At 74.0% G+C, this 26,117-nt stretch carries 22 protein-coding genes; 14 read left to right on the top strand and 8 right to left on the bottom strand.

Going from position 1 to position 26,117, the window contains the following annotated elements; genetic code table 11:
* Window position 1: 1 nt before the first annotated feature.
* A complete protein-coding gene (locus AB0C04_RS19680) occupies window positions 2–670 on the bottom strand; it encodes a TrkA family potassium uptake protein (protein WP_357056351.1) in 669 nt (222 codons plus the stop codon).
* Window positions 660–1,994 carry a potassium transporter TrkG gene (locus AB0C04_RS19685; RefSeq protein WP_357056354.1) on the bottom strand — a complete coding sequence of 445 codons (1,335 nt, stop codon included), beginning with the start codon at window positions 1,992–1,994 and terminating at the stop codon, window positions 660–662. The genes AB0C04_RS19680 and AB0C04_RS19685 overlap by 11 nt, the downstream gene beginning before the upstream one ends.
* Window positions 1,995–2,136: 142 nt before the next feature.
* On the opposite strand from AB0C04_RS19685, the gene AB0C04_RS19690 reads away from it, so the two are divergent.
* The 7 genes from AB0C04_RS19690 to AB0C04_RS19720 all read left to right on the top strand — a co-directional run bounded on the left by AB0C04_RS19690 (window position 2,137) and on the right by AB0C04_RS19720 (window position 9,252).
* Window positions 2,137–3,255 (top strand): glycerophosphodiester phosphodiesterase, encoded by a 1,119-nt coding sequence (locus tag AB0C04_RS19690; protein ID WP_357056357.1) that lies wholly within the window; start codon window positions 2,137–2,139, stop codon window positions 3,253–3,255.
* Between the two features lie 417 nt (window positions 3,256–3,672).
* Window positions 3,673–4,872 carry a substrate-binding domain-containing protein gene (locus AB0C04_RS19695; protein WP_357056360.1) on the top strand — a complete coding sequence of 400 codons (1,200 nt, stop codon included), beginning with the start codon at window positions 3,673–3,675 and terminating at the stop codon, window positions 4,870–4,872.
* Window positions 4,873–4,876: 4 nt separating this feature from the next.
* Window positions 4,877–5,620, top strand: coding sequence for an ABC transporter ATP-binding protein (locus tag AB0C04_RS19700; RefSeq protein WP_357056363.1), 744 nt, complete (start codon window positions 4,877–4,879; stop codon window positions 5,618–5,620).
* On the top strand, window positions 5,620–6,390 hold the full coding sequence (locus AB0C04_RS19705; RefSeq protein WP_357056366.1) for an ABC transporter ATP-binding protein: 771 nt from the start codon (window positions 5,620–5,622) through the stop codon (window positions 6,388–6,390). The genes AB0C04_RS19700 and AB0C04_RS19705 overlap by 1 nt, the downstream gene beginning before the upstream one ends.
* Window positions 6,390–7,280: a branched-chain amino acid ABC transporter permease gene (locus tag AB0C04_RS19710; RefSeq protein ID WP_357056369.1), complete on the top strand. Its 891-nt coding sequence runs from the start codon at window positions 6,390–6,392 to the stop codon at window positions 7,278–7,280. Before AB0C04_RS19705 ends, AB0C04_RS19710 begins: the two co-directional genes overlap by 1 nt.
* Window positions 7,277–8,401, top strand: a complete 1,125-nt coding sequence (locus AB0C04_RS19715; protein WP_357056372.1) for a branched-chain amino acid ABC transporter permease — start codon at window positions 7,277–7,279, stop codon at window positions 8,399–8,401. The genes AB0C04_RS19710 and AB0C04_RS19715 overlap by 4 nt, the downstream gene beginning before the upstream one ends.
* Window positions 8,402–8,505: 104 nt before the next feature.
* On the top strand, window positions 8,506–9,252 hold the full coding sequence (locus AB0C04_RS19720) for an SDR family oxidoreductase (RefSeq protein WP_357056375.1): 747 nt from the start codon (window positions 8,506–8,508) through the stop codon (window positions 9,250–9,252).
* Window positions 9,253–9,315: 63 nt separating this feature from the next.
* Here the strand turns inward: AB0C04_RS19720 and AB0C04_RS19725 are convergent, their stop codons facing one another.
* Complete coding sequence (locus AB0C04_RS19725) at window positions 9,316–10,143, bottom strand: hypothetical protein (protein ID WP_357056378.1); 828 nt, start codon at window positions 10,141–10,143, stop codon at window positions 9,316–9,318.
* A 164-nt stretch (window positions 10,144–10,307) separates the two neighbouring features.
* Here AB0C04_RS19725 and AB0C04_RS19730 point away from each other — a divergent pair, with 164 nt between their 5' ends.
* From AB0C04_RS19730 to AB0C04_RS19740, 3 genes are all read left to right on the top strand, one after another.
* On the top strand, window positions 10,308–12,248 hold the full coding sequence (locus AB0C04_RS19730; protein ID WP_357056381.1) for a BTAD domain-containing putative transcriptional regulator: 1,941 nt from the start codon (window positions 10,308–10,310) through the stop codon (window positions 12,246–12,248).
* A gap of 57 nt (window positions 12,249–12,305) precedes the next feature.
* On the top strand, window positions 12,306–14,498 hold the full coding sequence (locus AB0C04_RS19735) for a DEAD/DEAH box helicase (RefSeq protein WP_357056384.1): 2,193 nt from the start codon (window positions 12,306–12,308) through the stop codon (window positions 14,496–14,498).
* A 189-nt stretch (window positions 14,499–14,687) separates the two neighbouring features.
* Window positions 14,688–15,608 (top strand): hypothetical protein, encoded by a 921-nt coding sequence (locus AB0C04_RS19740; RefSeq protein ID WP_357056387.1) that lies wholly within the window; start codon window positions 14,688–14,690, stop codon window positions 15,606–15,608.
* An 18-nt stretch (window positions 15,609–15,626) separates the two neighbouring features.
* Here AB0C04_RS19740 and AB0C04_RS19745 read toward each other — a convergent pair whose 3' ends face one another.
* Window positions 15,627–16,043, bottom strand: a complete 417-nt coding sequence (locus AB0C04_RS19745) for a helix-turn-helix domain-containing protein (RefSeq protein WP_350875552.1) — start codon at window positions 16,041–16,043, stop codon at window positions 15,627–15,629.
* A gap of 235 nt (window positions 16,044–16,278) precedes the next feature.
* On the opposite strand from AB0C04_RS19745, the gene AB0C04_RS19750 reads away from it, so the two are divergent.
* On the top strand, window positions 16,279–16,728 hold the full coding sequence (locus tag AB0C04_RS19750) for a hypothetical protein (protein WP_357056392.1): 450 nt from the start codon (window positions 16,279–16,281) through the stop codon (window positions 16,726–16,728).
* On the opposite strand, the gene AB0C04_RS19755 is transcribed toward AB0C04_RS19750, so the two are convergent.
* The gene (locus AB0C04_RS19755) at window positions 16,725–17,888 is read right to left on the bottom strand and encodes an SAM-dependent methyltransferase (RefSeq protein ID WP_357056395.1); all 1,164 of its coding nucleotides are present in this window, start codon (window positions 17,886–17,888) and stop codon (window positions 16,725–16,727) included. The two genes, AB0C04_RS19750 and AB0C04_RS19755, sit on opposite strands and share 4 nt — an antisense overlap.
* A 319-nt stretch (window positions 17,889–18,207) precedes the next feature.
* Complete coding sequence (locus tag AB0C04_RS19760) at window positions 18,208–19,902, bottom strand: DEAD/DEAH box helicase (RefSeq protein ID WP_357056399.1); 1,695 nt, start codon at window positions 19,900–19,902, stop codon at window positions 18,208–18,210.
* Between the two features lie 339 nt (window positions 19,903–20,241).
* Between AB0C04_RS19760 and AB0C04_RS19765 the strand changes: the two genes are divergently transcribed.
* Window positions 20,242–20,895, top strand: a complete 654-nt coding sequence (locus AB0C04_RS19765; protein WP_357056402.1) for a ferritin-like fold-containing protein — start codon at window positions 20,242–20,244, stop codon at window positions 20,893–20,895.
* A 113-nt stretch (window positions 20,896–21,008) separates the two neighbouring features.
* Here AB0C04_RS19765 and AB0C04_RS19770 read toward each other — a convergent pair whose 3' ends face one another.
* Together AB0C04_RS19770 and AB0C04_RS19775 are read right to left on the bottom strand one after the other, a co-directional pair.
* Complete coding sequence (locus AB0C04_RS19770) at window positions 21,009–21,236, bottom strand: DUF3107 domain-containing protein (RefSeq protein ID WP_350875542.1); 228 nt, start codon at window positions 21,234–21,236, stop codon at window positions 21,009–21,011.
* Window positions 21,237–21,300: 64 nt separating this feature from the next.
* Window positions 21,301–21,939, bottom strand: a complete 639-nt coding sequence (locus AB0C04_RS19775) for a TetR/AcrR family transcriptional regulator (RefSeq protein ID WP_357056405.1) — start codon at window positions 21,937–21,939, stop codon at window positions 21,301–21,303.
* Between the two features lie 1,156 nt (window positions 21,940–23,095).
* Between AB0C04_RS19775 and AB0C04_RS19780 the strand changes: the two genes are divergently transcribed.
* Window positions 23,096–25,117, top strand: a complete 2,022-nt coding sequence (locus AB0C04_RS19780; RefSeq protein WP_357056583.1) for a hypothetical protein — start codon at window positions 23,096–23,098, stop codon at window positions 25,115–25,117.
* Window positions 25,118–25,140: 23 nt separating this feature from the next.
* Window positions 25,141–26,115, top strand: coding sequence for an alpha/beta hydrolase (locus tag AB0C04_RS19785; RefSeq protein ID WP_357056409.1), 975 nt, complete (start codon window positions 25,141–25,143; stop codon window positions 26,113–26,115).
* Window positions 26,116–26,117 lie beyond the last annotated feature (2 nt).

The following is a 26,117-nucleotide window of genomic DNA, read 5'->3' on the forward strand; positions in this document are numbered from 1 at the left end:
TTCAGCTCAGTTGGGCGAAGCGCTGGACCTGCTCGATGCTCCCCTCCACCACGAGCGCGCTGCCGCCCCGCAGCACCGTGGCGTCCGAGGCGTACTGGAACTGCTCGCCCGGCAGCTTGGCGCCGAGCACCCGCACCCCGTAGCGCTCGATCGGCCGGATCTCCGACAGCGGGCGGCCGGCCAGCACCTCCGGTACGCGCACCTTGGCGATGGCGAAGTCGTCGCCGAACTCGATGAAGTCCAGCATCCGGGTGACGATCAGGTGAGCCACCCGCTCGCCCGTCTCCGCCTCGGGGAAGATCACGTGGCGGGCGCCGACCGACGACAGGATCTTGGCGTGCTTCATCGAGGTGGCCCGGGCCCAGATCTGCTCGATCCCGAGTTCGGCCAGCGCCAGGACGCTGAGCACACTCGCCTCCACCGACGCGCCGATGGCGACCACGGCGCGTCCGAAGGAGTTGACCCCGAGCTGGCGTAGCGCGTCCTCCTCGGTCGAGTCGGCCTGCACCACCCGCTCGAGCTGCGCCGACCAGCGCTGTACCTGCTCGGGGTTCCGGTCGATCGCCAACACCTCGTGACCCAGCCGGGTCAGTGAGCCGGCCAGGTGGCAGCCGAACCGGCCCAGCCCGATCACCACGACACCGCTGTCGTCCGCGTGCCTAGCCGACAATGGGTTGCTCCTCCGGGTATCGGTACAGCCGGCGCCGGGTGTTCAGGGCGATCGCCGACCCGAGGGTGAGCGGGCCGACCCGGCCGATGAACATCAGGACGGTCAGCAGGATCTGCCCGCTCTCCGGCATCCGCTGAGCCAGCCCGACGGTGAGGCCGGTGGTGCTGAACGCCGACGTGACCTCGAAGAGCGCCTGGTAGAAGAGGGTGCCCTGGGTCAACAGGATCACCGCCAGCGTGCCGAGCGCGACAAGCGCGACGCTCAGCAGCGCCACGGTCAGCGCCTGCCGCTGGCTGGCGTTGGCCACCCGGCGGTTCCCGACCGAGACGTCCGGTTCGCCGCGCAGCTCGGCCCAGATGACGAAGGCGAGCAGGAAGAAGGTGGACACCTTGATCCCGCCGGCGGTGCTGGCGCTGCCGCCGCCGATGAACATCAACGCCACCAGCAGCGGGTAGCTCTCCTCGCGCAGCGCGGTGATGTCGAGTACCTCGAACCCGCCGGTGCGGCTGAGCGCGATCTGGGTGAACGACGCGAGCACCTTGCCCGGCATGTCGTACTGGCCGATGGTCCGCGGGTTGGTCCACTCGGTCATGAGCAGCCAGAGGAAGCCGAACCCCACCAGGACCACGCTGCCCCAGATCGTCAGCTTGGTGGCCACCGCCCAGCGGACCGGCGTCCGCCACTCGCGGACCGCCTCGAAGAGCGCCGGGAAGCCCAGCCCGCCGATGATCGCGCCGAACGCCAGCGGCAGCGCCACGAACGGATCCTGGGAGAAGGCCAGCAGCCCATCGGTGTAGAGGGCGAAGCCACCGTTGTTGAACGCCTGCACCGCGTGGAAGGTGCCGGACCAGAGGGCGCGGCCGGGCGGATAGTCGTAGCTGATCCAGAGGCGCCCGGCGACCAGCACGGTCATCGCCGCCTCGCAGGCGAAGACGGTGACGGCGATCCGGCGCAGTAGCCGGACCACGTCACCGACGCCGAACTCCTGGGTCTCCGCCTGCACGAGCAGCCGGTTGCGGAGCCCGAGCTGCCGGCTGACCAGCAGGATGACCAGCGCGGCGACGGTGAGGATGCCGAGGCCGCCGAGCTGGGTCAGCAGGGTGATGAGGACCAGTCCCCAGACCGACCAGTAGTTGGGCGTGTCGTTGATCGCCATCCCGGTGACCGAGATCGCCGAGGTCGAGGTGAAGAGCGCGGTGACGAACGGCGCGGGCTGGTAGTCGACGGTGGCCGCGCGCATCGACAGCAGCCCGGTGCCGATCAGGATCGGCACCAGGAAGGCGAACGGCACCAGCCGTACGGGGTGTCGAAAGAACCGGCGCACCAGACAATCTTCCGTTTCCGTCGGTATCGGGGTGAGTGAACCGGCGATCCGGAACTTCACCTGCCGGCCAGGCATCGACCAACTTCCGGCCAACCCGGGGCGGTCTGCTGTGGCGGTCCACCGACGACGACAGGAGACCGCGTTGCGACGTACCCTTTCCGCCCTCGGCCTGGCCGCGGGGCTGCTGGCCGCCGCCGTGGCCGTGCCGACGATGGCCGCTTCGGCCGAGCCGGCCGCCGACCGGGGGCAGTCCCGGGCGAGCGACCGGCCGCTCGTGATCGGCCACCGCGGTGCGAGCGGCTATCGCCCGGAGCACACCCTCGAGGCGTACCGCCTGGCGATCCGGATGGGGGCCGACTTCGTCGAGCCCGACCTGGTCTCGACCCGCGACGGCGTGCTCGTCGCCCGGCACGAGAACGAGATCTCCGGTACCACCGACGTGGCCGCGCACCCGGAGTTCGCCGCGCGCAAGGCCACCAAGACGATCGACGGCGTATCGGTGACCGGCTGGTTCACCGAGGACTTCACCCTGGCCGAGCTGAAGACGCTGCGCGCCAAGGAGCGGCTGCCGCAGGTCCGGGTCGCGAACACCGCGTTCGACGGCCAGTTCGAGGTGCCCACCCTCCAGGAGGTCATCGACCTGGCCCGGACCGAGGGACGGGCGCGTAACCGCACCATCGGCATCTACCCGGAGACCAAGCACCCGAGCTACTTCGCCGCGATCGGGCGGCCACTGGAGGAGCCGCTGCTGAAGGTGCTCCGGGCCAACAAGCTGACCCGGAAGAACTCGCCGGTCATCATCCAGTCCTTCGAGACGGCGAACCTGCGCAAGCTCTCCCGGATGACCGACGTCCGGCTGGCCCAGCTGCTCGACGCCACCGGCCGCCCCTACGACTTCACCGTCGCCGGTGACCCCCGCACCTACCAGGACCTGGCCACCGCGGCCGGGCTGAAGTGGATCGCCGGGTACGCCGACGGCATCGGCGCGCACAAGAACCTGATCGTGCCGCGGGACGCCGCGGGCAAGCTGCTCGCCCCGACCAACGTGGTGCGGGACGCGCACCGCGAGGGTCTGGTCGTGCACGCCTGGACGTTCCGCGTGGAGAACCAGTTCCTGCCGACGGACTTCCGGATCGGCAACGACCCGAACGCCCGCGGCGACATCACCAGCGAGTACGAGCTCTTCTTCCGCCTCGGCCTGGACGGCGTCTTCACCGACCAGCCGGACACCGCCGTCGCCGCCCGCGCCGGCCTCGCCTGACCCACCCCGAATCGCTGGCCCGTCACCCGTCCCCGGGTGCCGGGCCAGCGCCATTCCGCCCGCCACCACGGCGCGCGATTGAGGGAGCGTGGTGCCGCGGAAGTTGCTGCCTCGCCCCGCTTCGAGGCCGCAACTTCCCTGAAGTTGTGTCGATCATGGGCCGGACGTGCCCGGCGCGAGCGGCTTGCGGGCCGGTATCGCGGTCGATGGCCGGGGTCGACACATGAGGTGTGGGGAAGACGGAGGCCGCGCCCATCGTGCTGCGGCGTCGGGGCGGGTATGAGCAGCTCGCTGTAACGGCCGGCCATCCCACCCCGGTTACTTGTGTGTTTCGGCCACATAGCCCGTGGGTGACGTCACTTCTAGCGTGAGCCGACAATGAGTTTCCCTCCCTCCGAGTCCTCACGTGGAGTCGCAATGACGGTCCGGACGACGCGGCGGGTGTTCCTCTCCGCCGCCACGATGATGGCCGCGGCGCTGGCCGCCACGGCCTGTGGCAGCCCGCAGGACACCGCCTCCGGCGGCGGCGACAGCGCCGCCCCGGTCAAGGTTGGCCTGGTGTACTCCCAGTCGGGTGCGCTGGCCAGCTATGGAAAGCAGTACATCGAGGGGTTCAAGGCCGGCCTCGACTACGCCACCAAGGGCACCAACAAGGTCGGCGACCGGACGATCGAACTCACCGAGGTCGACGACGCCGGTGACCCGGCGAAGGCGGTCTCCGCGGCCAAGGACCTCATCGGCAAGGGCAGCAAGATCATTGCTGGCTCCACCGCCTCCGGCGTGGCGCTCCAGGTCGCCCCGATCGCGGCGCAGAACAAGGTCCTCTTCATCTCCGGGCCGGCCGCGACCGACGCGGTCACCGCCGCGAACAAGTACACCTTCCGCTCGGGCCGCCAGTCCTACCAGGACGTGGTGACCGCGAAGTCGTTCATCGGCGACCCGACCGGCAAGAAGGTCGTGGTCTTCGCCCAGGACGGCGCCTTCGGCGACGCGAACGAGGCCGCCGTGAAGGCCGTCATCGGCGGCGCCGGTGCGACCGTCAGCAGCGTGCGCGCCCCGGCCAGCGCCACCGAGTTCACCCCGTTCGCCAGCCAGATCAAGGCCGCCAAGCCGGACCTGCTCTTCGTCGCCTGGGCCGGCACCACCGCCCCGGCGATGTGGCAGACCCTCGACCAGCAGGGCGTGCTCTCCTCCACCACGGTCGTCACCGGCCTGGACATCCGCGCCTCCTGGCCGACCTTCGGCGCGGCCGGCAGCAAGATCTCCTTCCTGTCGCACTACTTCGACGGAGCCAGCGACACCGAGGCCAGCAAGGCGCTCAAGGCCAAGGTCGGCACCGTCGACCTCTTCCACCCGGACGGCTTCGCCGCCGCCCAGATGGTCGTCCGCGCTGCCCAGGAGGGTGGCGACGACGTCGACAAGATGGTCACCGCGCTGGAGGGCTGGAGCTTCGACGGGGTCAAGGGCAAGATGACCATCCGCGCCGAGGACCACGCCCTGCTCCAGCCGATGTACCAGGCCAAGCTGACCGGCAGCGGCACCGCGTTCACCGCCACCGCGCAGAAGAGCCTCACCGGTGACGAGACCGCGCCGCCGGTCGTGGCGATGAAGGGCTGACCTGATGCTCGCCACCCGCGGTCTGACCTGGCGGATCGGTGAGGTCGCCATCGTCGACAGCGTCTACCTCGACCTGGCGCCCGGGGAGTTCCTCGGCGTGATCGGGCCGAACGGCGCCGGCAAGACCTCACTGTTCAACCTGATCACCGGCCTGCGCCGGGCCACGGAAGGCCGGATAACCCTGGACGGGCAGGACATCACCACCCTGCCGCCGCACCGGCGGGCCCGGCTCGGGCTCGGCCGTACCTTTCAGGCGTCCTCGGTCTTCGGCTCGCTCACCGTGCGGGAGAACGTGCGGCTCGCCGTGCAGGCGCACCGCGGGGGCTCGATGAAGCTGTGGCGGCGGGCGGCGGCCGACCGGGAGGTCGCCGCCGCCGCCGACGCGGCGCTCGACCGGGTCGGCCTCGCCCACCGGGGTACGGCGCTCGCCGGCACCCTCGCCCACGGCGAGAAGCGCAAGCTGGAGATCGCCCTGCTGCTCGCCGGCGAGCCGCGGGTGATGCTGCTGGACGAGCCGATGGCCGGGGTCAGCGCCGAGGACGTGCCCGAGCTGGTCGCGGTGATCCGGTCGCTCACCGGGGACAGCGGCCGGTCGGTGCTCATGGTGGAGCACCACATGGACGTGATCCTCGAGCTGGCCGACCGCATCGCCGTGATGCACCACGGCGCGCTGCTCGCCTGCGACACCCCGGAGACGGTGATGGCCAACCCCACCGTGCAAGAGGCCTACCTGGGGGAGTCGCTCTGATGGAACCCATTCTCAGCGTGGAGAACCTGTCGGTCCGCATCGCCGGGCTGCACATCCTCCAGGGGGTGTCCTTCACGGTCGCCCCGACCGGCGTGACTGTCCTGCTCGGCCGCAACGGCGTCGGCAAGACGACCACGCTGCGCGCGGTCGTCGGGCTCACCCCCCGCAGCGGTGAGGTACGCGGGACGATCCGGATGGGCGCGCAGAGCCTGCTCACCCGCCCCACCTACCGACTGGTCCGCGGCGGGCTCGGCTACGTGCCGGAGGACCGGTGTGTCTTCGCCGGCCTCACCGTGGCGGAGAATCTGCGGCTCGCCGAACGGCGGGGCATCACCCCGGCGTACGACAAGGTCTTCGCGCTCTTTCCCGAGCTGGACCGGCGCGGACGGCAACGGGCCGGCTCGCTCTCCGGCGGGCAGCAGCAGATGCTCGCGATCGGTCGGGTGCTGCTCAACGACAACCGGCTGCTGCTGATCGACGAGCCGACCAAGGGGTTGGCGCCGAAGGTGGTGACCGAGGTGACCGAGGTGCTGGAACGGGTCGCGGAGTCGGTGCCGGTGCTGCTGGTCGAGCAGAACCTCGCGGTGGTCCGGCGGCTCGCCAAGGACGCCGTGGTGCTCGCCGCCGGTCAGGTGGCCTGGACCGGCGACGCCCAGGAACTGCTGCTGGAGACGGCGCTGACCAAGTCCCTGCTGGGCGTGGGCACCGGCGAGGGACACCAGCCGGCCGGGTCGGACCGGGCCGCGGCGGCCGGGAAGGACGCGCACTGATGGGCACCGTGATCCTGTTGGCGCTGACCGGCCTCGGGCTGGCGGCGCTCTACTTCCTGGTCGCCTCCGGGCTCTCGCTGGTCTTCGGCCTCGCCGACGTGCTCAACTTCGCGCACGGGCTCTTCCTCGGCGTCGGCGCGTACGCGACCTGGTGGGCGGCGGGCAACCTGCCCGGCGCCGGGTCGGACGGGTTCGGCTTCGTGCTCGCGGTCGCCTTCGGGGTGGCCGCCGGCACGCTCGTCGCGGTCCTGGTCGAGCTGGTGCTGATCCGGCCGCTCTACTCGCGCACCATCGAGCAGGTGCTGGTCACCGTCGGCCTCTCGCTGGCCGGGGTGGCGCTGCTCCAGGCCACCTGGGGCGCCGACGCCCGGCCGTTCCCTCGGCCGGCCTGGACCCGCGAGGTGACCGGGATCCTCGGCGCGCAGGTGCCCAACGGCGGCCTGCTGCTGATCATCGCGGCGGTGCTGGTGCTCGGCGCGCTGCTCGCCTTCCTCCGCTGGACCCGCTATGGCCTGGTGATCCGGGCCGGCGTGGAGAACCGGGAGATGGTGACGGCGCTCGGCATCGACGTCCGCAAGGCGTTCACCCTGGTCTTCGCGATCGGTGGGGCCGCCGCGGCGCTGGCCGGGGCGCTCGGCGGGGTCTACTTCGGGACCGTCTCACCGGGGCAGGGCAGCTCGCTGCTGATCTTCGCGTTCATCGTGGTGGTGATCGGCGGGATGGGCTCGGTGGTCGGCTCCGCGTACGCGGCGGTCGCGGTCGGGCTGCTGCAACAGTTCGTCAACTACTACGGCCCCTCCGGCCTCGGCGACGTCTGTGTGGTCGGGCTGCTGGCCGTGGTGCTGCTGCTGCGCCCCCAGGGCATCGCCGGAAAGGTGGCAACGGCATGACCGAGGTCAAGAGTGCTGAGGTTCCCGCCCCGCCGGCGGCGGTGCCCGCCGAGCTGACGCCCGAGCGCGGGGGCTGGCATCGGGTGCGCCCGTTCCTGCCGCTGGTCGCGCTGCTGGTCGCGGCGATCGTGCCGTACTCGACACTGCCCCTGCCGGGGATCTTCGAGGGACCGCTGAACTCGCCCGGCACCCTGCAACTGCTCGCCGTCTGCCTGGTCTTCGGTGGCCTCGCCGCCGGTTACGACCTGCTCTTCGGCCGGACCGGGATGCTCTCCTTCGGGCACGCGCTCTACTTCGCCGCCGGCGTGTACGGCACCGACATCCTGGTCACCAAGGCCGGGCTGCCGCTCTGGCAGGCGGCACTGCTGACCGTCACCGGCGGGACGATCCTGGCCGCGCTGCTCGGCGCGGTGGCGCTGCGTACGGTCGGCATCGCTTTCGCCATGGTGACGCTGGCCTTCGCCCAGGTCGGGGCGATCCTGGTGGCCCGGGACTTCGGTGGCTTCACCGGTGGCGAGGAGGGGCTGCCGCTGGACGTCTCCGGGCTGCCCGCCGGACTGGTCGGGGTGACCAACACGGTCAACCTCTACTGGCTGGCGCTGGCCTACCTCGCCGTGGTGGTCTTCGTGGTGCACCGGGTCTCCGGCTCGCCGACCGGGCGGGTGCTCGCCGGCCTGCGCGACGACGAGCGGCGGATCGGGGTGCTCGGGCTCGACCCGTACCGCTACAAGCTGGTGGCGTTCACCCTGGCCGGCGGGCTCGCCTCGGCCGGGGGAGTGGTCTACTGCCTGATCGTCGGCGGCGCCTCGCCGCACATCACCTCGTCCGAGCTGACCCTGTCGCTGCTGGTCATGGTGGTGCTCGGTGGGCCGGGCACCCGCTGGGGTCCGGTGCTCGGCGGGGTGCTCTACATGTACCTGGACCACCGGCTCACCGCGTTCGGCACCTCCGACGCGGTGGACGCGCTGCCCGCGGTGCTCAGCCGGCCGCTCTCCCAGCCGCTCTTCGTGCTCGGCACCATCTTCATCCTGGCCGTCTACTTCTTCCCCGGCGGCCTGGCCAGCCTCACCCCCCGCCTCACCCTCCTGCGCAAATCCCTACGCCCCACCCCCCGCCCCTAACCCCGCCCCGCCCCGTCGATCATGAAGTTATTGTCGCGACACGCCGTGTCGGCGGGCGATAACTTCATGATCGACGGGGTGTCCGGGCAGGGGAGGAGTCGGGAATGGACGAGCGGGTTGCGGTGGTCAGCGGGGGTGGGACCGGGATCGGGGCGGCTATCGCGCGGACGCTGGCCGGTGACGGCTACGACGTGCTCGTCGTCGGGCGGCGGGCGGATGTGCTGTCGGCCACCGCCGAGCGGATCGGTGCGGAGTGCGGGCGGCCGGCGGCGGTCAGCGCCGTCGCCGCCGACCTGACCGATCCGGAACAGCTCGACCGGGTGGTCGCCGCGCTCGGCGGCCGGACCGTCGACGTGGTGGTCAACAACGCCGGCGGATACCTCGACCGGAAGACCGACACCCTTGCCGGCGCCGCCGCGTACTGGCGGGCCAACCTGGATGCCAACGTGCTCACCGCCGTCCTGCTCACCGAGGCGCTGCGCCCTGCCCTGCGCCGGCCGGGCGGCCGGGTGATCCTGCTCGGCTCGATCGCCGCCCAGCGCGGCGGCGCCGGACCGTACTCGGCGGCGAAGGCGGCGCTGCACGGCTGGGCGTACGACCTCGCCGCGCAACTCGGCCCGGAGCAGATCACGGTCAACGTGGTCAGCCCCGGCTACGTCGCGGAGACCGAGTTCTTCGGCGACCGGATGACCCCCGAGGGGCACACCCGGCGGGTCGCGGCCACCCTGGTCGGGCGGGCCGGCGAGCCCGCCGACATCGCCGAGGCGGTTCGCTACCTGGCCAGCCCGGCGGCCGGCTACGTCACCGGCCAGGTGCTGGGAGTCAACGGCGGCTCCGTACTCGGCCGCTGACCCGACGACGAGCGGGCGGCGGCCCCCCGTGTGGCCGCCGCCCGCTCGCTGTCAGTTCGGTGATCAGCCGTTCAGCAGCTCGTACGCCACTGCCGGCGCATCCTGCGCGGCCTTGCCGGTCGGGGCGGTGACCTTCGGCGCGGTGCCGTAGTCGCGGTACCGCACCAGGTACTCGTACGCCTTCTGCTTGCCCGCCGCCGGCACCTGGAGGGTGAGCGAGGCGAGGTTGCCGTCCGCGCCGACCTCGGCGGTGAACGGGATGGCCTTGGCCTTGTCGCCGAGCGCCGCCATCGCCTCGGCGTCGAGCGCCTTGGCCGCCTCGCCGGAGGTGAGGTCGATCGTGCCGGCGTACCGGCCGGTGCCCTGCTCCTCGACGGCCGTCGCCGCCTCGACGAGCGGGCCGGCGTTGCCCACGTCGACGCCGTCGTAGACCGGCGCGCTCTCGCCGTCGGTGAGCCGGCTCCGGTCCAACCGCAGCCACCGGTCCGGCAGCTTGGGCAGGCCGGTGAGGCCCTTGGTGCCGGTGAACTTCACCTTCATCCAGGTCTGGTCGGCGACCAGCCGGAACGACATGGTGGTGATGAAGCCCAGGTCGGGGTCCTTGATCGAGGTGGTGAACTCGGCGCCCTTGGCCGTCGGGTCGACCATCCCGGAGACCGTGCTGGACGAGTCCTTGCCGCTGAACCGGAACGTGCCCTCCGTGCCGTCGGGAACGGCGGCGAGCAGCGCCGCCTTCGGCGTGGGCGCGGCGCTCGACGACCCCGGCTCGGCCGTCCGCTCGGCACCATCATCCGGCGTGCAGGCGGCGAGCAGCGCGGTGGCGGCCAGGGCGGCGGTGGTGGTGGAGACGACCCGACGGAGGAGGCCGGCGGTACGGGTGCGCTGTGTCATCGCGGTTCTCTTTCTCGCATGTCCGGCGGTTGCCGTTGACGATGCTGCGGGCCGGCACTGCCGAATCACTGCCGCTATGCTGCGATCCGACTGCCGATGCTGCGGTCCGACCGCCGTGCGGCTGCCGCCGGCGCCAGCGGGGGGTGTCAGGAGCGAAAGATCGCATGTCAGGAACGGTGCGCTTCGAGATCCTCGGTCCCCAGCGAGCCTGGTATGACGACCAGGAGCTCGACACCGGCCCGGGCAAGCAGCGCGCGGTGCTGGCCGTACTCCTGCTCGCCACGGGCCGTCCGGTGCCCACCGGGCAGATCGTCGAGGCGGTCTGGCCGGATGACCCGCCGGCGAACGGGCCGAACGTCGTGCAGAAGTACGTCGCCGGGCTGCGCCGGGTGCTGGAGCCGGAGCGCTCCCCGCGTACGCCCGGTCAGGTGCTGACCCTGAGCGACGCGGGTTACCTGTTGCGGGTGACGCCGGAGTCGGTGGACGCGGTGGCGTTCGAGCGGGCGGTGCGCCGAGCGCAGCGGCTGCGCTCCGAGGGCCGCGTTGCCGAGGCGGTCACCGCACTGCGGTCGGCGCTGGAGCTGTGGCGCGGCGAGCCGCTCGCCGGCCTGCCCGGCCCGTTCTTCGAGTCGGCCCGGCACCGGCTGGTGGAGCTGCGGGCCGCCGCCCTGGAGACGCGCGCCGAGCTGGACCTGGAGCTGGGCCGGCACCGGGAGCTCGTCGGTGAGCTGGTGGAGCTGGTCGTCGAGTTCCCGTTGCGGGAGCGGCTGCGGCACCAGCTGATGTTGGCGCTGCACCGCAGCGGCCGGCAGGCCGAGGCGCTAGCCGGCTACCGGGAGTACGGCGACCTGCTCCGCGAGGAGTTCGGCATCGAGCCGGGCGACGCGCTCCAGGACCTGCACCGGCGCATCCTCCGGTCCGATCCGACGCTCATGCCGGCCGCCGCCGTACCGCTGCCACCGGCCGGCCGGGCCACCGATTCGGCGCCGCCGACCGCCTCCGTCGAACCGACCGTGTCCGCTGCGCCGAACGCCTCCGTCGAACCGACCGTGTCCGCTGCGCCGAACGCCTCCGTCGAACCGACCGTGTCCGCTGCGCCGAACGCGTCCGGCAAACCGACCGCGTCCGCCGAGCCGCCAGCCCCGGCCGCCTCCGCCCCGCCGGCGCGGGTGGCGGCCGACCCGACGCCCCCGACTCCGCCGCCAGCTACCCCGCAGGCCGTGTCGCCGGCAGCCTCACCGGCCTGGCCGTCGGTCGCCCCGCCGGCGGTGCCGCCGCCCGCGATACCGCCGCCGGTCAGCGCGGCGCCGGCGCCCTTCCCGGCGTACCTGCCACCGCCGGCCGGGCCCTCGTCGTTCGCCGGTCCGCCGCCCGCAGCCGATGGGCGGTGGCCGAAGACCCCGATGCCTCGCTGGGCGAGCGCGACCGCCACGGTGGTCGGTACCGTCCTCGTCCTGCTCTCCCTCGGCTGCCTCACCTGGCTGGTGATCCTGCTGTACGCCGCGTGGCGGCGCAGCTGGCGGCTCGCGCTCGCCGGCGTCGGCTACCTGGCCGTGCTGGTCCTCGAGGTGTCGCTGCTCGACATCGAACACCCCGAGGCCGAGCCTTCCGCGGCCACGTCGGTGGTCTTTCTCGGCCTGGTGGTGTTCACCTGGTTGATCGGGGCGGTGCACGTGGTCCTGCTGAGCCGGGGCGTCTGGGCGACACTCACCGGCGGGCCGGGCAGCGCCAAGGACCGCGCCGAGGAGGAGCGGCGCATCCGCCGGGAGCACTCCCGTTACCTGCTCTACCACTACCCGGCGGCCCGGGGGGAACTGCGGATCGGGCGACCGGACCTGCCCCGCAGCTTCGACGACGGTGGCCTGATCGACGTCAACGCCGTCCCGGAGCAGGTGCTCGCCGGTCTGCCCGGCCTGACCGCCGAGCAGTGCCGGCAGATGGTGGTGGACCGCTGGTTGCGCGGCCCGTACTCCTCCCTGGAGGAGCTCGCCGGGCGCTGCCTGCTGCCGCCGAACGTCACCGAGCCCCTCCGCGACCTGCTCTTCTTCCTGCCCCCGACGCCGGCTGCCACCCCGGACCGGACGGTCCCGCCACCTGGCTCGTGACCAGGGCCTCCGGCGGTGGAGCGTGGCGGCGTCGCCTGTCGCTGGTAGAAATGCCGGATGAGCCAGGATCGGGCGGCGGTACGGGAGCGAGCCGAGGCGGTGCTGCGGCGGCTGGCCGGCGAGCACGCCCGGCTGCGCGAGGACCAGTGGCGGGCCATCGAGGCGCTGGTGGTCGACCGGCGCCGGGTGCTCTGCGTGCAGCGCACCGGCTGGGGCAAGTCGGCGGTCTACTTCGTGGCCACCGCGCTGCTCCGAGAGCGTGACCGGGCCGCCGAAGCCGGCGCCGGCTGGACCGCCGAGGCCGAAGCCGGCCGGGCCGCCGACACGGTCGGGCCCACGGTGATCGTCTCGCCGCTGCTGGCGCTGATGCGCAACCAGGTGGAGTCGGCCGCGCGGGCCGGCATCCGGGCCCGCACCATCAACTCCGCCAATCTCGACGAGTGGGACGAGGTCACCGCGGAGATCCACGCCGGCGCGGTCGACGTGCTGCTGATCAGCCCGGAACGGCTCAACAACCCGGACTTCCGCGACGGGGTGCTGCCGAAGCTGGCCGGCACCACCGGCCTGCTGGTGGTCGACGAGGCGCACTGCGTCTCGGACTGGGGGCACGACTTCCGGCCCGACTACCGGCGACTGCGCACCTTTCTGGGCAACCTGCCGACCGGTACGCCGGTGCTGGCCACCACGGCCACCGCCAACACCCGGGTCACCACGGACGTCGCCGAGCAGCTCAGCACGGGCGACGGCAGCGACACCCTGGTGCTGCGTGGCACGCTCGACCGGGAGTCGTTGCGCCTGGGCGTCCTCGAGCTGCCCAGCCCGGCGCACCGGCTGGCCTGGCTCGCCGACCACCTCGACCGGCTGCCCGGCTCGGGCATCGTCTACACGCTGACCGTGGCGGCGGCGGGGGAGACCACGGAGTTCCTCCGCTCGCGCGGCTACCCGGTCGCCGCCTACACCGGGCAGGCCGACGACGCCGACCGGCGGGCCGCCGAGCAGGATCTGCTGGACAACAAGATCAAGGCGCTGGTCGCCACGAGCGCGCTGGGCATGGGCTTCGACAAGCCCGACCTCGGCTTCGTGGTGCACCTCGGCGCGCCGCCCTCACCCATCGCCTACTACCAGCAGGTCGGCCGGGCCGGCCGGGCCGTCGAGCACGCCGAGGTGCTGCTCCTGCCCGGCGCCGAGGACGCGGCGATCTGGCGCTACTTCGCCTCGCTCGCGTTCCCGCCGGAGGAGCAGGTCCGGGCCGTGCTCGCCGCCCTGCACCCGGACCGGCCGATCTCCACCCAGGCCCTGGAGCCCCTGGTCGACCTGCGCCGGGCCCGGCTGGAGTTGATGCTCAAGGTGCTCGACGTGGACGGCGCGGTCCGCCGGGTGCGCGGCGGCTGGCTCGCCACCGGCGAGCCCTGGGTCTACGACGAGGCCCGGTTGCGCCGGGTCGCCGCCGCGCGCACCGCCGAGCAGCAGGCCATGCGGGAGTACGCGACCACGCCCGGCTGCCGGATGCGCTACCTGCGCGAATGCCTGGACGACGTCGAGGCGGCCGACTGCGGCCGGTGCGACCGGTGCGCCGGGCCGCTCTTCGCCACCGAGGTGTCCACCACCGCCGAGAGCGCCGCGCAGACCTTCCTCGGCCGGCCGGGGGTGGAGATCCCGCCGAAGAAGCTCTGGCCCACCGGGCTGGACGCGGTCGGGGTACCGCTCAAGGGGCGGATCGCCCCCGCGGAGCAGGCGCTGCCCGGTCGGGCGGTGGGACGCCTCTCCGACCTGGGCTGGGGTGGCCGGCTGCGCGAACTGGTCGGCCCGGAGTCGGCCGACGTCCCGGTCCCCGACGATGTGGCCGCCGCCGTGGTCGAGGTGCTCAAGGCGTGGGCGCACGGCGACTCGCCGTGGCCGCGCCGTCCGGTGGCCGTGGTGGCGGCCGGTTCGCGCCGTCGGGCCCGTCTGGTCGGCTCGCTCGCCGAGCAGATCGCCACGGTCGGCCGGCTGCCGCTACTCGGGCAACTGCCGCCGGCCGCTCCGTCCGCCCACGGGGCCCGGGGCAACAGCGCCCAGCGGGTACGCGCGCTGCACGACGCCTTCACCGTGCCGGCGGACCTCGCCGACGCGCTCGCCGGGCTGGACGGGCCGGTGCTGCTCGTCGACGACCAGGTCGACTCGGGCTGGACGATGACGCTCCTCACCCGGGCGTTGCGCCGGGCCGGCGCACCGGACGTGCTGCCCCTCGCCCTGGCGATCGCCGGCTGAGTCCCCGCCGGCGTGAGTGCGGCTGAACCACGCCGCCCGGAGGCGGTCGCGCGCGGCCGGGTGCGAAAAGTTCCCGAGCCGGGCCGATTGCGACCGTCGCCACGCCGCCGGCACACCAACCAGGGCGGGGCGGCTCCGGCGGTACCGTGGGCGCCATGGATGAGCAGGCCGGTCACGGGTCGGGCAGCGGTGCCTGAGGGAGTTTCCGCCGCGCCCGACCGCGGCACGCTCCGACTGGCGCTGGTGGTCGGCGGCCTGGTGCTCGCCGTGCTGCTCGGCTTCGGCCTCGGCCGGCTCAACGGCGGGGGTGCGACCGCGGCGGGTCTGGCGACCAGCACCGACCACACGCACACGCCGGGCACCGCGCCGCACGACCACGGCGGCGGCACCGACCAGGCCCCGAGCACCGACGCGGGCGGCCTCGCGATCGGTGCGGCCGGCTACACCCTGGCTCCGTTGAGCACCGAGTTCGCCCCGGGTCGCGCGGCGCCGCTGCGGTTCCAGATCCGCGATGCCCAGCGCCGGCCGGTCACCCGGTTCGCCATCGTGCACGACAAGCCGATGCACCTCATCGTGGTGCGCCGCGACCTGGCCGGCTATCAGCACCTGCACCCGACGATGGCGCCGGACGGCACCTGGTCGGTGCCGCTGAGCCTGCCGCAGCCCGGTGCCTGGCGGGCGTACGCCGACTTCACCGCGCTCGCTGCCGACGGTACGCAGACCGCGCTCACCCTCGGCGTCGACCTGGCCGCGCCCGGCCGCTACGACCCGCGCCCGCTGCCGCCGGCGACCACCGCGACGACCGTCGACGGCTTCACCGTCGACTACCAGGGCACCCCGCAGGCCGGGGCGAACGTCGCACTGACCTTCCGGATCACCGCCGACGGTGCCGCCCCGGCCCTGGAGCGCTACCTCGGGGCGTACGGGCACCTGGTGGCGCTGCGCGAGGGGGATCTCGGCTACCTGCACGTGCACCCCGAACCGGCGCTGGTCGACGGGGCGGTGCGGTTCTGGCTGACCACGCCGGGGCCGGGCCGGTACCGGCTCTACCTCGACTTCCAGGTGGCGGGCGTGGTCCGTACCGCCGAATTCACCGTCACCGTGCCCTGACGGCGGCCCGCCGTAGCGTCAGCCGGCCCGGCGGATCGGGCGGCGGGCGAGGTAGCGGAGCAGGTCGCGGATGTGGTGCTTCTCCTCGGCCGGCACGGTCGGGTCGGCGAGCCGGTCCAGGATCACCCGGACGTCGGCCTCGACCGGCCCGTCGTCGCTGCGCCGGCGCGGGGCCGGACCGGCGTCGGGCAGGCCGAGCGCCCGGAACGCCGCGGCCACCGGCAGGTCCAGCGCGGCACAGAAGCCACGGACCTTGGCCAGCTCGGGGTAGTCCTGCCAGTCGCCGGCGAGCCAACGGAAGACGGTGGAGCGGCCGACGCCGGTGTGCGCGGCCAGATCCGTGACCGTCCAGCCCCGTTCCTCGCGGGCGTCGTCGATGGCCCGGCGCACGAACCGTGCGAACGCCATCTGCGGCGAAACCTCTGCAGAACTCATCCCTGCGGGCTTCCCTCCCGACCGCAACACCGGGGACGATGACGCATCCGAGCGTAGTACCCGACGGCGTGGAAACAATTGACTGACCGCACAAACTGTCCCATGGACGGGACTTTTTTCGGCGGAGGATGAGCATGCGCTGGAAGCGTGTCCAGCGTTGATTGTCGTCCCTCAACTAAGCTCGGTGCCCGTCCCGGCACCGTCGTCCAGCACCGCAGCATCGCCGAGGAGCGCCATGGTCGAGCCGAGCCGCCCGTTGCCGTACCAGCCTGGTGCGGTCAGCCTCTTCTTCGTCGCCAAGGCCGGTGTGTTCGCCGCCGGCTTCTGGATCTGGCTGCTGGTGCTCGCGCTGCGCGGCGGGGCCGCCAGCGGCGTGCACGTGCTGGCCGCCACCGGTGCCACGACCACCACCCTGGTCGGTGTGGTGCTGGGGGTGCGGATGGCGTTGCAGCGCAGCGCCGCGGTCCGGCACGCCGAGTTCAAGCGCCTGCTGGTGGACATCTCCTGGAACGCCTTCGCCGCCGCCGGCAATGCCGAGAGCCCCGGCAAGGTGGTGCCGTTTCCGACCGCTCCGCCCGAGGGCGAGCGGGGGCCTTACCGGGGCGAGCGACCATCCCCACTGGACCGCGCGATGTCCGCCGAACGCCCGCTGGGCCGCGAGCGGGGCGCCGACCGGCGGCGCTAGCCCGTGACGACCGGGGCGTCCGTGGCGAGCAGGGTCTCCAGTCGCGGGCTGACCTGCCACTGGTCGACCAGCTCCCGGTAGTCCCGGAGCTGCTCGGCCGTCGGCGCCGTCCCGGTCTGTCGGGCCCGGATCAGCAGGTTGCGCGGGGTGTGTTGGGAGTCGACGAACTCCACCACCTCGGCCCGGTAGCCGTGCAGCCGGAGCAGCCCGGCCCGCAGCGCGTCGGTGAGCACGTCGGCGAACCGCTCCCGCAGGATCCCCTGCCGGGTCAGCAGCTCGTACGGCGCCGGTGCGGGCCGAGCCCGCAGCTGAGCGGCCACGTCATGGTGACAGCACGGCGCGGCGAGCACCCAGCGGGCATTCCACCGCACCGCTCGGGCCAGCGCCTCGTCCGTTGCCGTGTCGCAGGCGTGCAGAGCAAGCACCAGGTCCGGTGCCGGCTCGACCACCGCGTCGGCGATCGTGCCGGCCACGAAGCGCACCCGATCGGCCCAGCCCAGCCGCTCGGCCAACTCGGTGTTGCGCTGCCGCTGGTCCTCCCGGACGTCCACCCCGACCAGCTCGACGTCGAGCCCGCGCCCGGTCAGGTAGCGGTAGGCGGCGAAGGTCAGGTACGCGTTGCCGCAGCCGAGGTCGACCACCCGCAGCGCGCCGGTCAGCTCGTCGGGCAGGGTCGCGGCCAGCGCCCGGAGGAACGCGTCGACCTGGCGCCGCTTCGCCGCCGAGCCGCCGATCTCCGCGAAGAACGGGTCGCCCGGGTCCAGCAGGTACTCCTTCTCCCGGTCGTGCCCGCCGGGCGTCGCGGCCGGCCGGGTCGCGGCGGCCCGGTGCACCTGGGCCTCGCCGGACTTGGTGACCCGCAGTTGGAGCGTCGCGTCGGCGGTCTCCACGTGCCAGTTGCCGAACGGCTCGGCCAGCAGTGCGTCCACCGCGGCAGCGGCGTCCGACCCGGGGGCGACGTTCCGGGTGTACGGCCGGGCGCCGTCGGAGGTGGAGATCTGCAGCCGGGGCCCGGCCTTGAGGGTCACCGGCCGCAGTTCGGCCCGGATCACCGAGGGGCGCTGCCCGCGCCGGCGTCCGGCGGCCACCGCCCGGGTCAGGGCGGGGTCGAGCAGCAACGCCCGGACCTCGGTCAGGGCGGCGTCCAGCGGTTCAGCCATTGCTCCATCATCCTGGTCGGTCGGTCCCGCCCAGCGGGTGCGAGCGGTGCGGTGCGGTGCGCGCGTGCGGTGCGGCGCGCGCGATGCCGGCGTGGGCTCGACGACCACCCGGCACCCCACCTCGCTCCCTTTGCTCTGCTTCAACCCGGGCAACACAAGTGAGGGCTCACTGTTGCCCGGGCTGAAGCAGAGCAAAGGAGGTCGGGAGGGACCGTTGCGGGACGCGCGGCCCGCCGGTCGAACGATGGCCTGCCGGCCGGAGACGCGGACATCCCCCGCACCGGGGCCGGTGCGGGGGATGCCGAACGTCGTGCGGGTCTCAGTCGGCGGTCGCCTCGGCCGGCGTACCGGCGCCGGAGCCACCACCGCGACGGCGCCGGCGGCGGCGCGGCTTCGCCGTCGCCTCGCCCTCACCGGTCGCGGCCTGCTCGGTGGCCCCGCCCTCCGCGGTGATCACCGCGGTCGCCTCGCCCGCGACCACCTCGCCGGCCCGGCGGCGACGCCGGCGGCGCGGGGTGCGGGTGCCGTCCTCCTCGGTGGCGGCGTCGGCGGGTGCGGCGGCGGCGTCCGACTCGGGTGCCGCCTCGCTGCGACCCCGGCGGCGCTCGCCCCGGCCCCGGCCCTCGCCGCGACCCTCGCCCCGGCTCTCGCCGCGACGGGAACCTGAACCCCGGCCCTCGCCGCGCCGGGAACGGCCGCCGCCGAGGTCCTCCTCGACCTCGGCCGAGAGCCCGGCCCGGGTCCGCTCGGCGGTGGGCAGGGTGCCCGTGACGTCGCGGGAGATGTGCAGGTCGGTGTAGAGGTGCGCGGAGGTGTGGTACGTCTCCGCCGGCTCCGGCATGTCCAGGCCGAGCGTCTTGTCGATGATCCGCCAGCGCGGCATGTCGTCCCAGTCGACGAAGGTCACCGCGACGCCGCTCGCCCCGGCCCGGCCGGTACGGCCGATGCGGTGGGTGTAGGTGTCCTGGTCTTCCGGGCAGTCGTAGTTGATGACGTGGGTGACGCCGCTGACGTCGATGCCCCGGGCCGCCACGTCGGTGGCGACCAGCGTATCGATCTTGCCGGCCCGGAACGCCCGCAGCGCCCGCTCACGCGCGCCCTGACCGAGGTCGCCGTGCACGGCCGCCACCGCGAAACCACGGAAGTCGAGGTCCTCGGCGACCCGGTCGGCGGCCCGCTTGGTACGGGTGAAGATGATGGTCAGGCCGCGTCCCTCCGCCTGGAGGATGCGCGCGACGATCTCGACCTTGTTCATCGAGTGGGTGCGGTAGGCCAGCTGCTCGGTCTGCGGCGACGGACCCGTCTCGGCGGTGTGCCCGGCGTGGATCGTCACCGGCCGGCGCAGGAAGCGCCGGGAGAGGGTGACGATCGGGTCCGGCATGGTCGCCGAGAAGAGCATGGTCTGCCGGTCCTCGGGAAGCATCGCCAGGATCTTCTCGACATCGTCGAGGAAGCCCAGGTCGAGCATCCGGTCGGCCTCGTCGAGCACCAGCGCGCGCACCCGGTCGAGCCGAAGGTGCTTCTGCTTCTGCAGGTCCATCAGCCGGCCCGGAGTGCCGACCAGGATCTCGACGCCCTTGCGCAGCGCCTCGATCTGCGGCTCGTAGGCCACCCCGCCGTAGATCGGCAGCACCCGGACGCCCCGGGTGCGGCCCGCGGCGGCCAGGTCCTTGGCGACCTGGAGGCCCAGCTCACGGGTGGGGACGACGACCAGCGCCTGGGGCACGCCGTCGCTGCCCTCGCTGGGCGCGAAGACCCGCTCGAGCAGCGGTACGCCGAAGCCGAGCGTCTTGCCGGTGCCTGTCGGTGCTTGGCCGATCAGGTCGACGCCGCGCATCGCGATCGGCAGCGCGTATTCCTGGATGGCGAACGCGCGGGTGATGCCGGCCGCGGCCAGCGCGTCGACGGTCTCCTGACGCGCGCCCAGCTCGGCGAAGGTCGGTGCCTCCGGTCGTACCGGAGCGGTGGGGGCCAGCTCCTGGCCGCCCGGAATGCCTTGCGTCAACTCGCTCATGTGGATGTGGGGGTGCCCTCTCGTGGTGCGCCCCATCGTGTCCGCAGGGCGCGTTCGGTTTGGCGCGGGCCACACGGTCGGGGGCGGATCGCCGAGCCGGACCGGGCCGCACGCGCGCCGCGGGCTTCACTTCGATGAGATCGGCGCCCACGGCAACTGCTCCATACTACCTGAACCGGCTGGACGCCGTCCTGATTCCAGGTCCGGGCCGAACGGCCGGGGGGACGACATGTGTCCCGGGTCACAGGGGCAATCGGAGCGGGCGGGAAGGTTCCCGGCGGAAGGGACGAGCCGCCGTCGCGGGCCCCGTGTGAGGGCACGGAACGGTAACCTGCGCTCGTGTCCGCGCCGACCACCCCCGGCACCGCCGTCACCGACCTGCTCGGCCTGGTCGCCCTCGGCGAGCTGCTCGCCTTCGAACGGATGGCCGCCGACGCGCGGCTCGCCCCCGACCTGCGCCGCCGCGCCGCGCTCGGCGAGATGGCCGCCGCCGAGATCGGCAACTACCGGCGGCTCGCCGACCGGCTGATTGCGCTCGGAGTGTCACCCGAGGTGGCGATGGCGCCGTACGTGGAGCCGTTGCAGGGCTACCACGACTCGACGGAGCCGCGCGACTGGGCGGAAGCGGTCACCAAGGCGTACGTCGGGGACGCGATCACCGACGACTTCCTCCGGGAGATCGCCGGCGCGCTGGACGAGCCGGACCGGCAGTTGGTGCTCGACGTGCTGCACGAGTCCCGGTACGCCGAGTTCGCCGCCGGTGAGATCCGGCAGGCGATCGAGGTCGACCCGCGGACGGCGGACCGGCTCTCGATGTGGGCCCGACGGCTGGTCGGCGAGGCGCTCTCGCAGGCCGGTCGGGTGGCCGCCGCCGACCGGGGCGCGCTCACCGCGCTGATCGCGCAGGCGGAGCGGGTGGATGCGCCGGCCCTGTTCCGGCAGCTGACCGCCGCGCACACCGCGCGGATGGCCGCCGCCGGGCTGAACAACTGACCCCGGCCGTGGCCCGCCAACCGGGCCGGACCGGAGCCCGCCGACCCGGCCACGCCGCCGCCGGCCCCGCGACGGGCGGGCTCGACCTCACCCGCCGCGGACGCCGGGAACGCTCAGCGGACGGTGAACCCGACCGCCCGGGGGGACGCCTCGGCGATCTCGACGTAGGCGACCTTGTCGACCGGCACGATGACCCGCCGGCCCTTCTCGTCGGTCAGGGACAGCGTGCCGCTGTTGTTGGCGAAGGCGTCGGTCACGATCTGCTCGATCTCGGCCGGCGACTGCGCGCTCTCCAGAACCAGCTCGCGCGGCGCGTACTGCACGCCGATCTTGACCTCCACTGTGCCTCCTCAACTGGGGCGAAATAGCCGCCGTGGGAAGGCTATCCGATCACGGCGGGGATGGTCAGGCTGACTCACCTTGCAGCGGGAAGCTGGCGATGCCACGCCAGGAGAGCGCGGCCACCAGCGCCTCGGCCTCGGCCTTCGGCACCTGACGGCCACGGGCGAGCCAGAACTGCGCGGCGGTCTCGGCGGCGCCGACCAGACCGGAGGCGAGCAGCTCGGCGTGGGCCCGGCTCACCCCGGTGTCGGAGATGATGGTGTCGGTGATCGCCGCGATGCAGCCCTGCTCGACCCGCTCCACGCGCTGCCGCACGGCCGGGTCGTTGCGGAGGTCGGATTCGAAGACCAGCCGGAACGCCTCGCTCTCGTGGTCGACGAAGTCGAAGTAGGCGCGCACCGACGCGCTGACCCGCTCCTTGTTGTCGCTGGTGCCCTGCATGGCGTCCTGGACCTTGGCCACGATCGCGTCGCAGTGCGTGTCCAGCAGCGCCAGGTAGAGCTCCATCTTGCCCGGGAAGTGCTGGTAGAGCACGGGCTTGGAGACCCCGGCCCGCTCGGCGATGTCGTCCATCGCCGCGGCGTGATAGCCCTGCGCGACGAACACCTCCTGCGCCGCAGCGAGCAGCTGCTTGCGACGCGCGGAGCGGGGCAGGCGGGTGGGCCGGCCGGCCGTCTGTGCACCGTTCCCCACAGCGGACATCGGAACCTCCGAGTTTCTCCGTACGAGCCGGCACTTATACCCCGAACCGGTCGGGCTCGATGACCCGTCGCGGAATTGGCCCGCCGCTGTAACTTATCGCCACTGTCACCACACGGTAGCCTCAGCGGGGGCAACCAAGGAGCGCGCGGTGAGTGAAGCAGGGCAACCCGGTGCCGCCACCCCCGGCGAGCACGGCGACGGGACGGGTCAGCAGGACGATCCGAACCGTCCCGGCGGCGGATGGGCGCCCCAGGCGGCTGGTTGGTCCGGCCCCGGCGAGGGTGTGTCCTCCCGGGAGGCCGCGCCGCGCTGGCAACCCGACCCGGCCTTCGGCTGGGCGGCCTCCTCGCCCCGCCACGGCGATCTGCCGGCGCCGCTGCCCGGCCACCCCGGCGACACCGAGCCCCCTGCCCGCGTCAACGGGCACCGGACCAACGGAGTGGGACACGTCGCCGAGCAGCCGGCCGGCCGGCCGACGCCGGTGAGCGCCCCGCCCGGGCTGCCCGGCGACGACCGCCGCGAGCCGGGCGCCGATCGGCTGGTGGTTCCCGCGCAGCGTCCCGCGCCGGCGGTCGAGCAGCCGCCCCGGCTCGGCGAGCCGGAGACCGGCCCCGCCCGGCACTCCTCCGACGAGCAGCAGTTGCCCCGGCCGCCGCGCTGGGCCGAGACCGGGCCGCCGACGTCGGCGCCGCCCGCCGTCCAGGTTCCGCCGGTCGGCACGTCCGCCTCCGGTTTCGAGGTGCCGCCGGGCTTCCACGCGCCCACCGCCGAGCGCTCCGCCGGTGACGAGGCGGCGGAGCCGCGCGGCTGGGGCGACGCCTACCCGCCCGGCGGGGAGCGCCGCCCGGCGCAGCCGCGGGCTGCCGCCGAGCCGCCTACGGCCACCGAGCCACCGGCCAGCGAACCGGACTGGTCCGGGCCGAGCTGGAACCGGCCGAGCTGGGGCGCGGGCTGGGCTCCGCCGTGGTCGCGTCAGGGTGACGAGTCGACCGGGCGTGCGGGCCACGAGGGCGAGGAGCCGGCCGCGCGTCGGGTCCACGAGCACGACGAGCCGGCCGGGCGCCGGGCCCGCGAGGGCGGGGAGCCGGCGGGCCGCCGGGCCCGCGAGGAGGGCACGCCCGCCTGGCCCGCTGAGCCGCAGCAGCCGTACGAGCCGGTGCGGGCTGAGCCCGCTCGGCCCTACGAGGTCACCCGTCCCGAGCCGGAGCCCGGATACGCCGTCGAGGCCGACCGGCGTACGCCGGGGGAGCGGCCGGCCTGGGCCGGTGGGCGGCCGGCGGCCGCGCCGAGCAGTGCCCCGCCGGAGCCGGCGAGTGCACCGCCCGCCGCCGTGGAACGGCCGTCCTGGGCTACTGAGCGCCCGATGGTGCGTCCGCCGTCCGAACCCCTGCCCGAGCGACCGTCCTGGGCCTCGGCCCCGCCGAGCGGTACGACGCCGAGCAGCGCCCCGCCCGCCACGCCGTCCAGCGCCCCACCCGCCTCGCCGAGCAGCGCCCCACCGGCGCCGTCCAGCGCTCCGCCGGCGGCCGTGCAGCGGCCGTCCTGGGCGGGCGGCCCGGGTGGTGTGTGGTCCGCGCCGCCCGACCGGCCGTCCTGGGCGGGTGGTGCAGGACCGACGAGCGCTCCGCCGGCCGCCGTCGACGTGCCCGCCGGCGACGCCCCGGACGTCGCGGAGCTCCGCGCCGCCCGGCCGTTCCGCCTCCGGCCGGAGGGCGGCGACCCGGCCGACCCGCCGGTCCCACCGACCGCCACCCCGCCGGCCGCGCCCCGCGACCCGGGGGCCGGCCCCCGCACACCGAGCCTGGCCGGCGAACCGCCGGCCCCGACCGGCCCCGCCCGGGTCGCCGCCACGAGCGCAGCCGGGCGCAACCGTCCTTCGTACGCGCCCGCCCCGACGAGCGCCCCGCCCTACGCGGCCCGCCGATCCGCCCCCGAACCGGTAGCCGCGGCCGAGTCGGCCGACGAGCGCCGGCCGGACCCGACGGCGGCGGTACTGCCGCAGCGCGTCCCCGCCGAGCCGGACGTGCCCGTCGTGCCGGAGCCGCCAGCCGTGGAGCCACCCGCCGAGACCCCGGAACTCGCCCGCATCGCTACCCACCTGCGTCGCGACGACGAGCCCGCCCCACCACAGGAGCGGCCCGAAGGGTTCGACGTCAACGCGATCCTCGGCGCCGTACGGGAGGTGGCCGGCGTCCGTGACGCGTCGCTGCGACGCACCCCGGCGGGCGCCCACAGCCTTCGTCTCGACCTGTCCGACGGTGCCGATCCGGCCGAGGTGAGCCGGCAGGTCGCCCGCCTGCTCCAGGAGCGGATGGGGCTCGCCGCCGCCCCGCAGGACGTGCCGGGAGTTCCGCCGCAGCCACCACCACCGGTCCGCCGACGCGGTGCCGAGCCGCCCGCCCCGCCTCAGACGAATGAGCGGCGCGGCGAAGGCCGGGTGGCCGAGCGCCGCGTCGAAGGCCGCGCGGTGGCGGGCGGCCCGGCCGGTCGTCGGACCGGTGAGGGACAGGCCGTCGAGGCCACGCCGTCGGCCGGCGAGGCTCCCGCCGCGGTGGAGGCCGGCCGTCCACCGCGCGCCGAGCCCGAGACGCCACGCCGCCGCCGGCAGCCCGGGTCGCCGCGAGGTCGAGCCACGGTGGAGGAGACGCCCGGCGGCGCCGCACCGGTCGGCATGGCCACCGGTAGCCCGGCGACCATCGGGGCGTCGTACTCCGGGGGGCAGCTGACCAGCACGGAGAGCGCGCCGTCCCGGCCGCTGGACACCGGCGGGGTGCCCGGTCCCCGGGTCGTGATCGACCACGTCCAGGTCAGCACCTTCGGGCTGGACGCCACCGTCGAGGTACGCCTCAACGCCGCCGACGAGAGCGCCGCCGGCTACGCCACCGGGCCGGCCGTCGACGGGTACGTCCTGCGGCTCTGCGCGGTGGCCGCCGCGGCGGCGGTGGACGAGCTGCTGCGCGGGCCGGGCAACGCCGAAGGCGGGCGCTGTTTCGTCGAGCACGCCGCGGTGGTGCCGTTCGGCAACTGCGAGGTGGCCACGGTGGTCGTGCTGCTGGTCTGCGACGGGTGGGTCGAGCAGCTCGCCGGTTCGGCGCTGGTGGCCGGCGACCCGCGCCAGGCGGTCGTCCGGGCCACCCTGGCGGCGGTCAACCGTCGGCTGGAGGCCCTGCTGGCTTGAGCATTCCGGGGGAGACTGAAGCGATGAAGCGCGCCAGTCTCTGCCCGGAGTCCCGCCTTCCCGATCATCAGGTCCCGCCGCCGTGGCCGGGGCGGCCGGTCCGCCTCGACGGGGTGGTCACCTACGTCCGAGACACCCCGGCCACCGGCCCGGACGCGGAGCCGGCCCTTTACGTCCACGGCCTGGGCGGTTCGTCGCAGAACTGGACCGACCTGGCCGGGCTGCTCGCCGACCGGCTGGACGGCCAGGCGATCGACCTGCCCGGTTTCGGTCGCAGCGAGCCCGGTCGTCGCTACACCATCCCGGCCTTCGCCGAGCGGGTCATCCGGTGGGTCGAGCACTCCGGCCGTGGCCCGGTGCACCTGTTCGGCAACTCGCTCGGCGGGGCGATCTGCGTGCAGGTGGCGGGGCTCCGCCCCGACCTGGTGCGGACGCTGACCCTGGTCTCCCCGGCGCTGCCCTTCCTCGACTTCCGACGTTCGTTGCAGGGGCGGATGCTGCCGCTGCTCGCCCTGCCCGGGGCGGAGCGCCTCGCCGCCCGGCACCTGACCCAGCTCGCCCCCGAGGTGATGGCCCAGCAGGTGCTGGAGGCCTGTGTCGCCGACGTCAGCCGGATCTGTGATCAGCGCCGGCAGGAGGCGGTGGCGGAGATCCTGGTCCGCTACCAGGCCGAGCACTACGCGGCCGCGTACGTCCGCACGTTCCGTGGGCTGGTCTCCAGCTTCCTGCGGTCGTACCTGCCCGGGCCTGGGTCGATGTGGCGGCTGGCCCGGGCGGTGCGGGCGCCGACCCTGGTCGTCGGGGGCCGGCAGGACCGGTTGGTGGACGTCCGGGTCGCGCCGCAGACCGCCCGGGTGATCCCGGACAGTCGGCTGCTCATGCTCGACGGCGTCGGCCACGTGGCGCAGCTCGAGGTGCCCCGGCTGGTGGCCCGTGCGGTGCTGGCTCTGCTCGCCGAAACGGAGGAGCCCGCGCGCCGGTCTGATCTGGCAGGCTGAGC

The organism is Micromonospora sp. NPDC048909, from assembly GCF_040649635.1.
GTDB lineage: Bacteria > Actinomycetota > Actinomycetes > Mycobacteriales > Micromonosporaceae > Micromonospora.

Bases quoted from the DNA above. Each gene is read 5' to 3' on its own strand.
- AB0C04_RS19710 (WP_357056369.1), top strand. From the start codon at position 6,390: ATGGGCACCGTGATCCTGTTGGCGCTGACCGGCCTCGGGCTGGCGGCG.
- AB0C04_RS19750 (WP_357056392.1), top strand. From the start codon at position 16,279: ATGGTCGAGCCGAGCCGCCCGTTGCCGTACCAGCCTGGTGCGGTCAGC.
- AB0C04_RS19730 (WP_357056381.1), top strand. From the start codon at position 10,308: ATGTCAGGAACGGTGCGCTTCGAGATCCTCGGTCCCCAGCGAGCCTGG.
- AB0C04_RS19725 (WP_357056378.1), bottom strand. From the start codon at position 10,143: ATGACACAGCGCACCCGTACCGCCGGCCTCCTCCGTCGGGTCGTCTCC.
- AB0C04_RS19695 (WP_357056360.1), top strand. From the start codon at position 3,673: ATGACGGTCCGGACGACGCGGCGGGTGTTCCTCTCCGCCGCCACGATG.
- AB0C04_RS19775 (WP_357056405.1), bottom strand. From the start codon at position 21,939: ATGTCCGCTGTGGGGAACGGTGCACAGACGGCCGGCCGGCCCACCCGC.
- AB0C04_RS19735 (WP_357056384.1), top strand. From the start codon at position 12,306: ATGAGCCAGGATCGGGCGGCGGTACGGGAGCGAGCCGAGGCGGTGCTG.
- AB0C04_RS19720 (WP_357056375.1), top strand. From the start codon at position 8,506: ATGGACGAGCGGGTTGCGGTGGTCAGCGGGGGTGGGACCGGGATCGGG.
- AB0C04_RS19745 (WP_350875552.1), bottom strand. From the start codon at position 16,043: ATGAGTTCTGCAGAGGTTTCGCCGCAGATGGCGTTCGCACGGTTCGTG.
- AB0C04_RS19715 (WP_357056372.1), top strand. From the start codon at position 7,277: ATGACCGAGGTCAAGAGTGCTGAGGTTCCCGCCCCGCCGGCGGCGGTG.
- AB0C04_RS19755 (WP_357056395.1), bottom strand. From the start codon at position 17,888: ATGGCTGAACCGCTGGACGCCGCCCTGACCGAGGTCCGGGCGTTGCTG.
- AB0C04_RS19700 (WP_357056363.1), top strand. From the start codon at position 4,877: ATGCTCGCCACCCGCGGTCTGACCTGGCGGATCGGTGAGGTCGCCATC.
- AB0C04_RS19760 (WP_357056399.1), bottom strand. From the start codon at position 19,902: ATGAGCGAGTTGACGCAAGGCATTCCGGGCGGCCAGGAGCTGGCCCCC.
- AB0C04_RS19785 (WP_357056409.1), top strand. From the start codon at position 25,141: ATGAAGCGCGCCAGTCTCTGCCCGGAGTCCCGCCTTCCCGATCATCAG.
- AB0C04_RS19705 (WP_357056366.1), top strand. From the start codon at position 5,620: ATGGAACCCATTCTCAGCGTGGAGAACCTGTCGGTCCGCATCGCCGGG.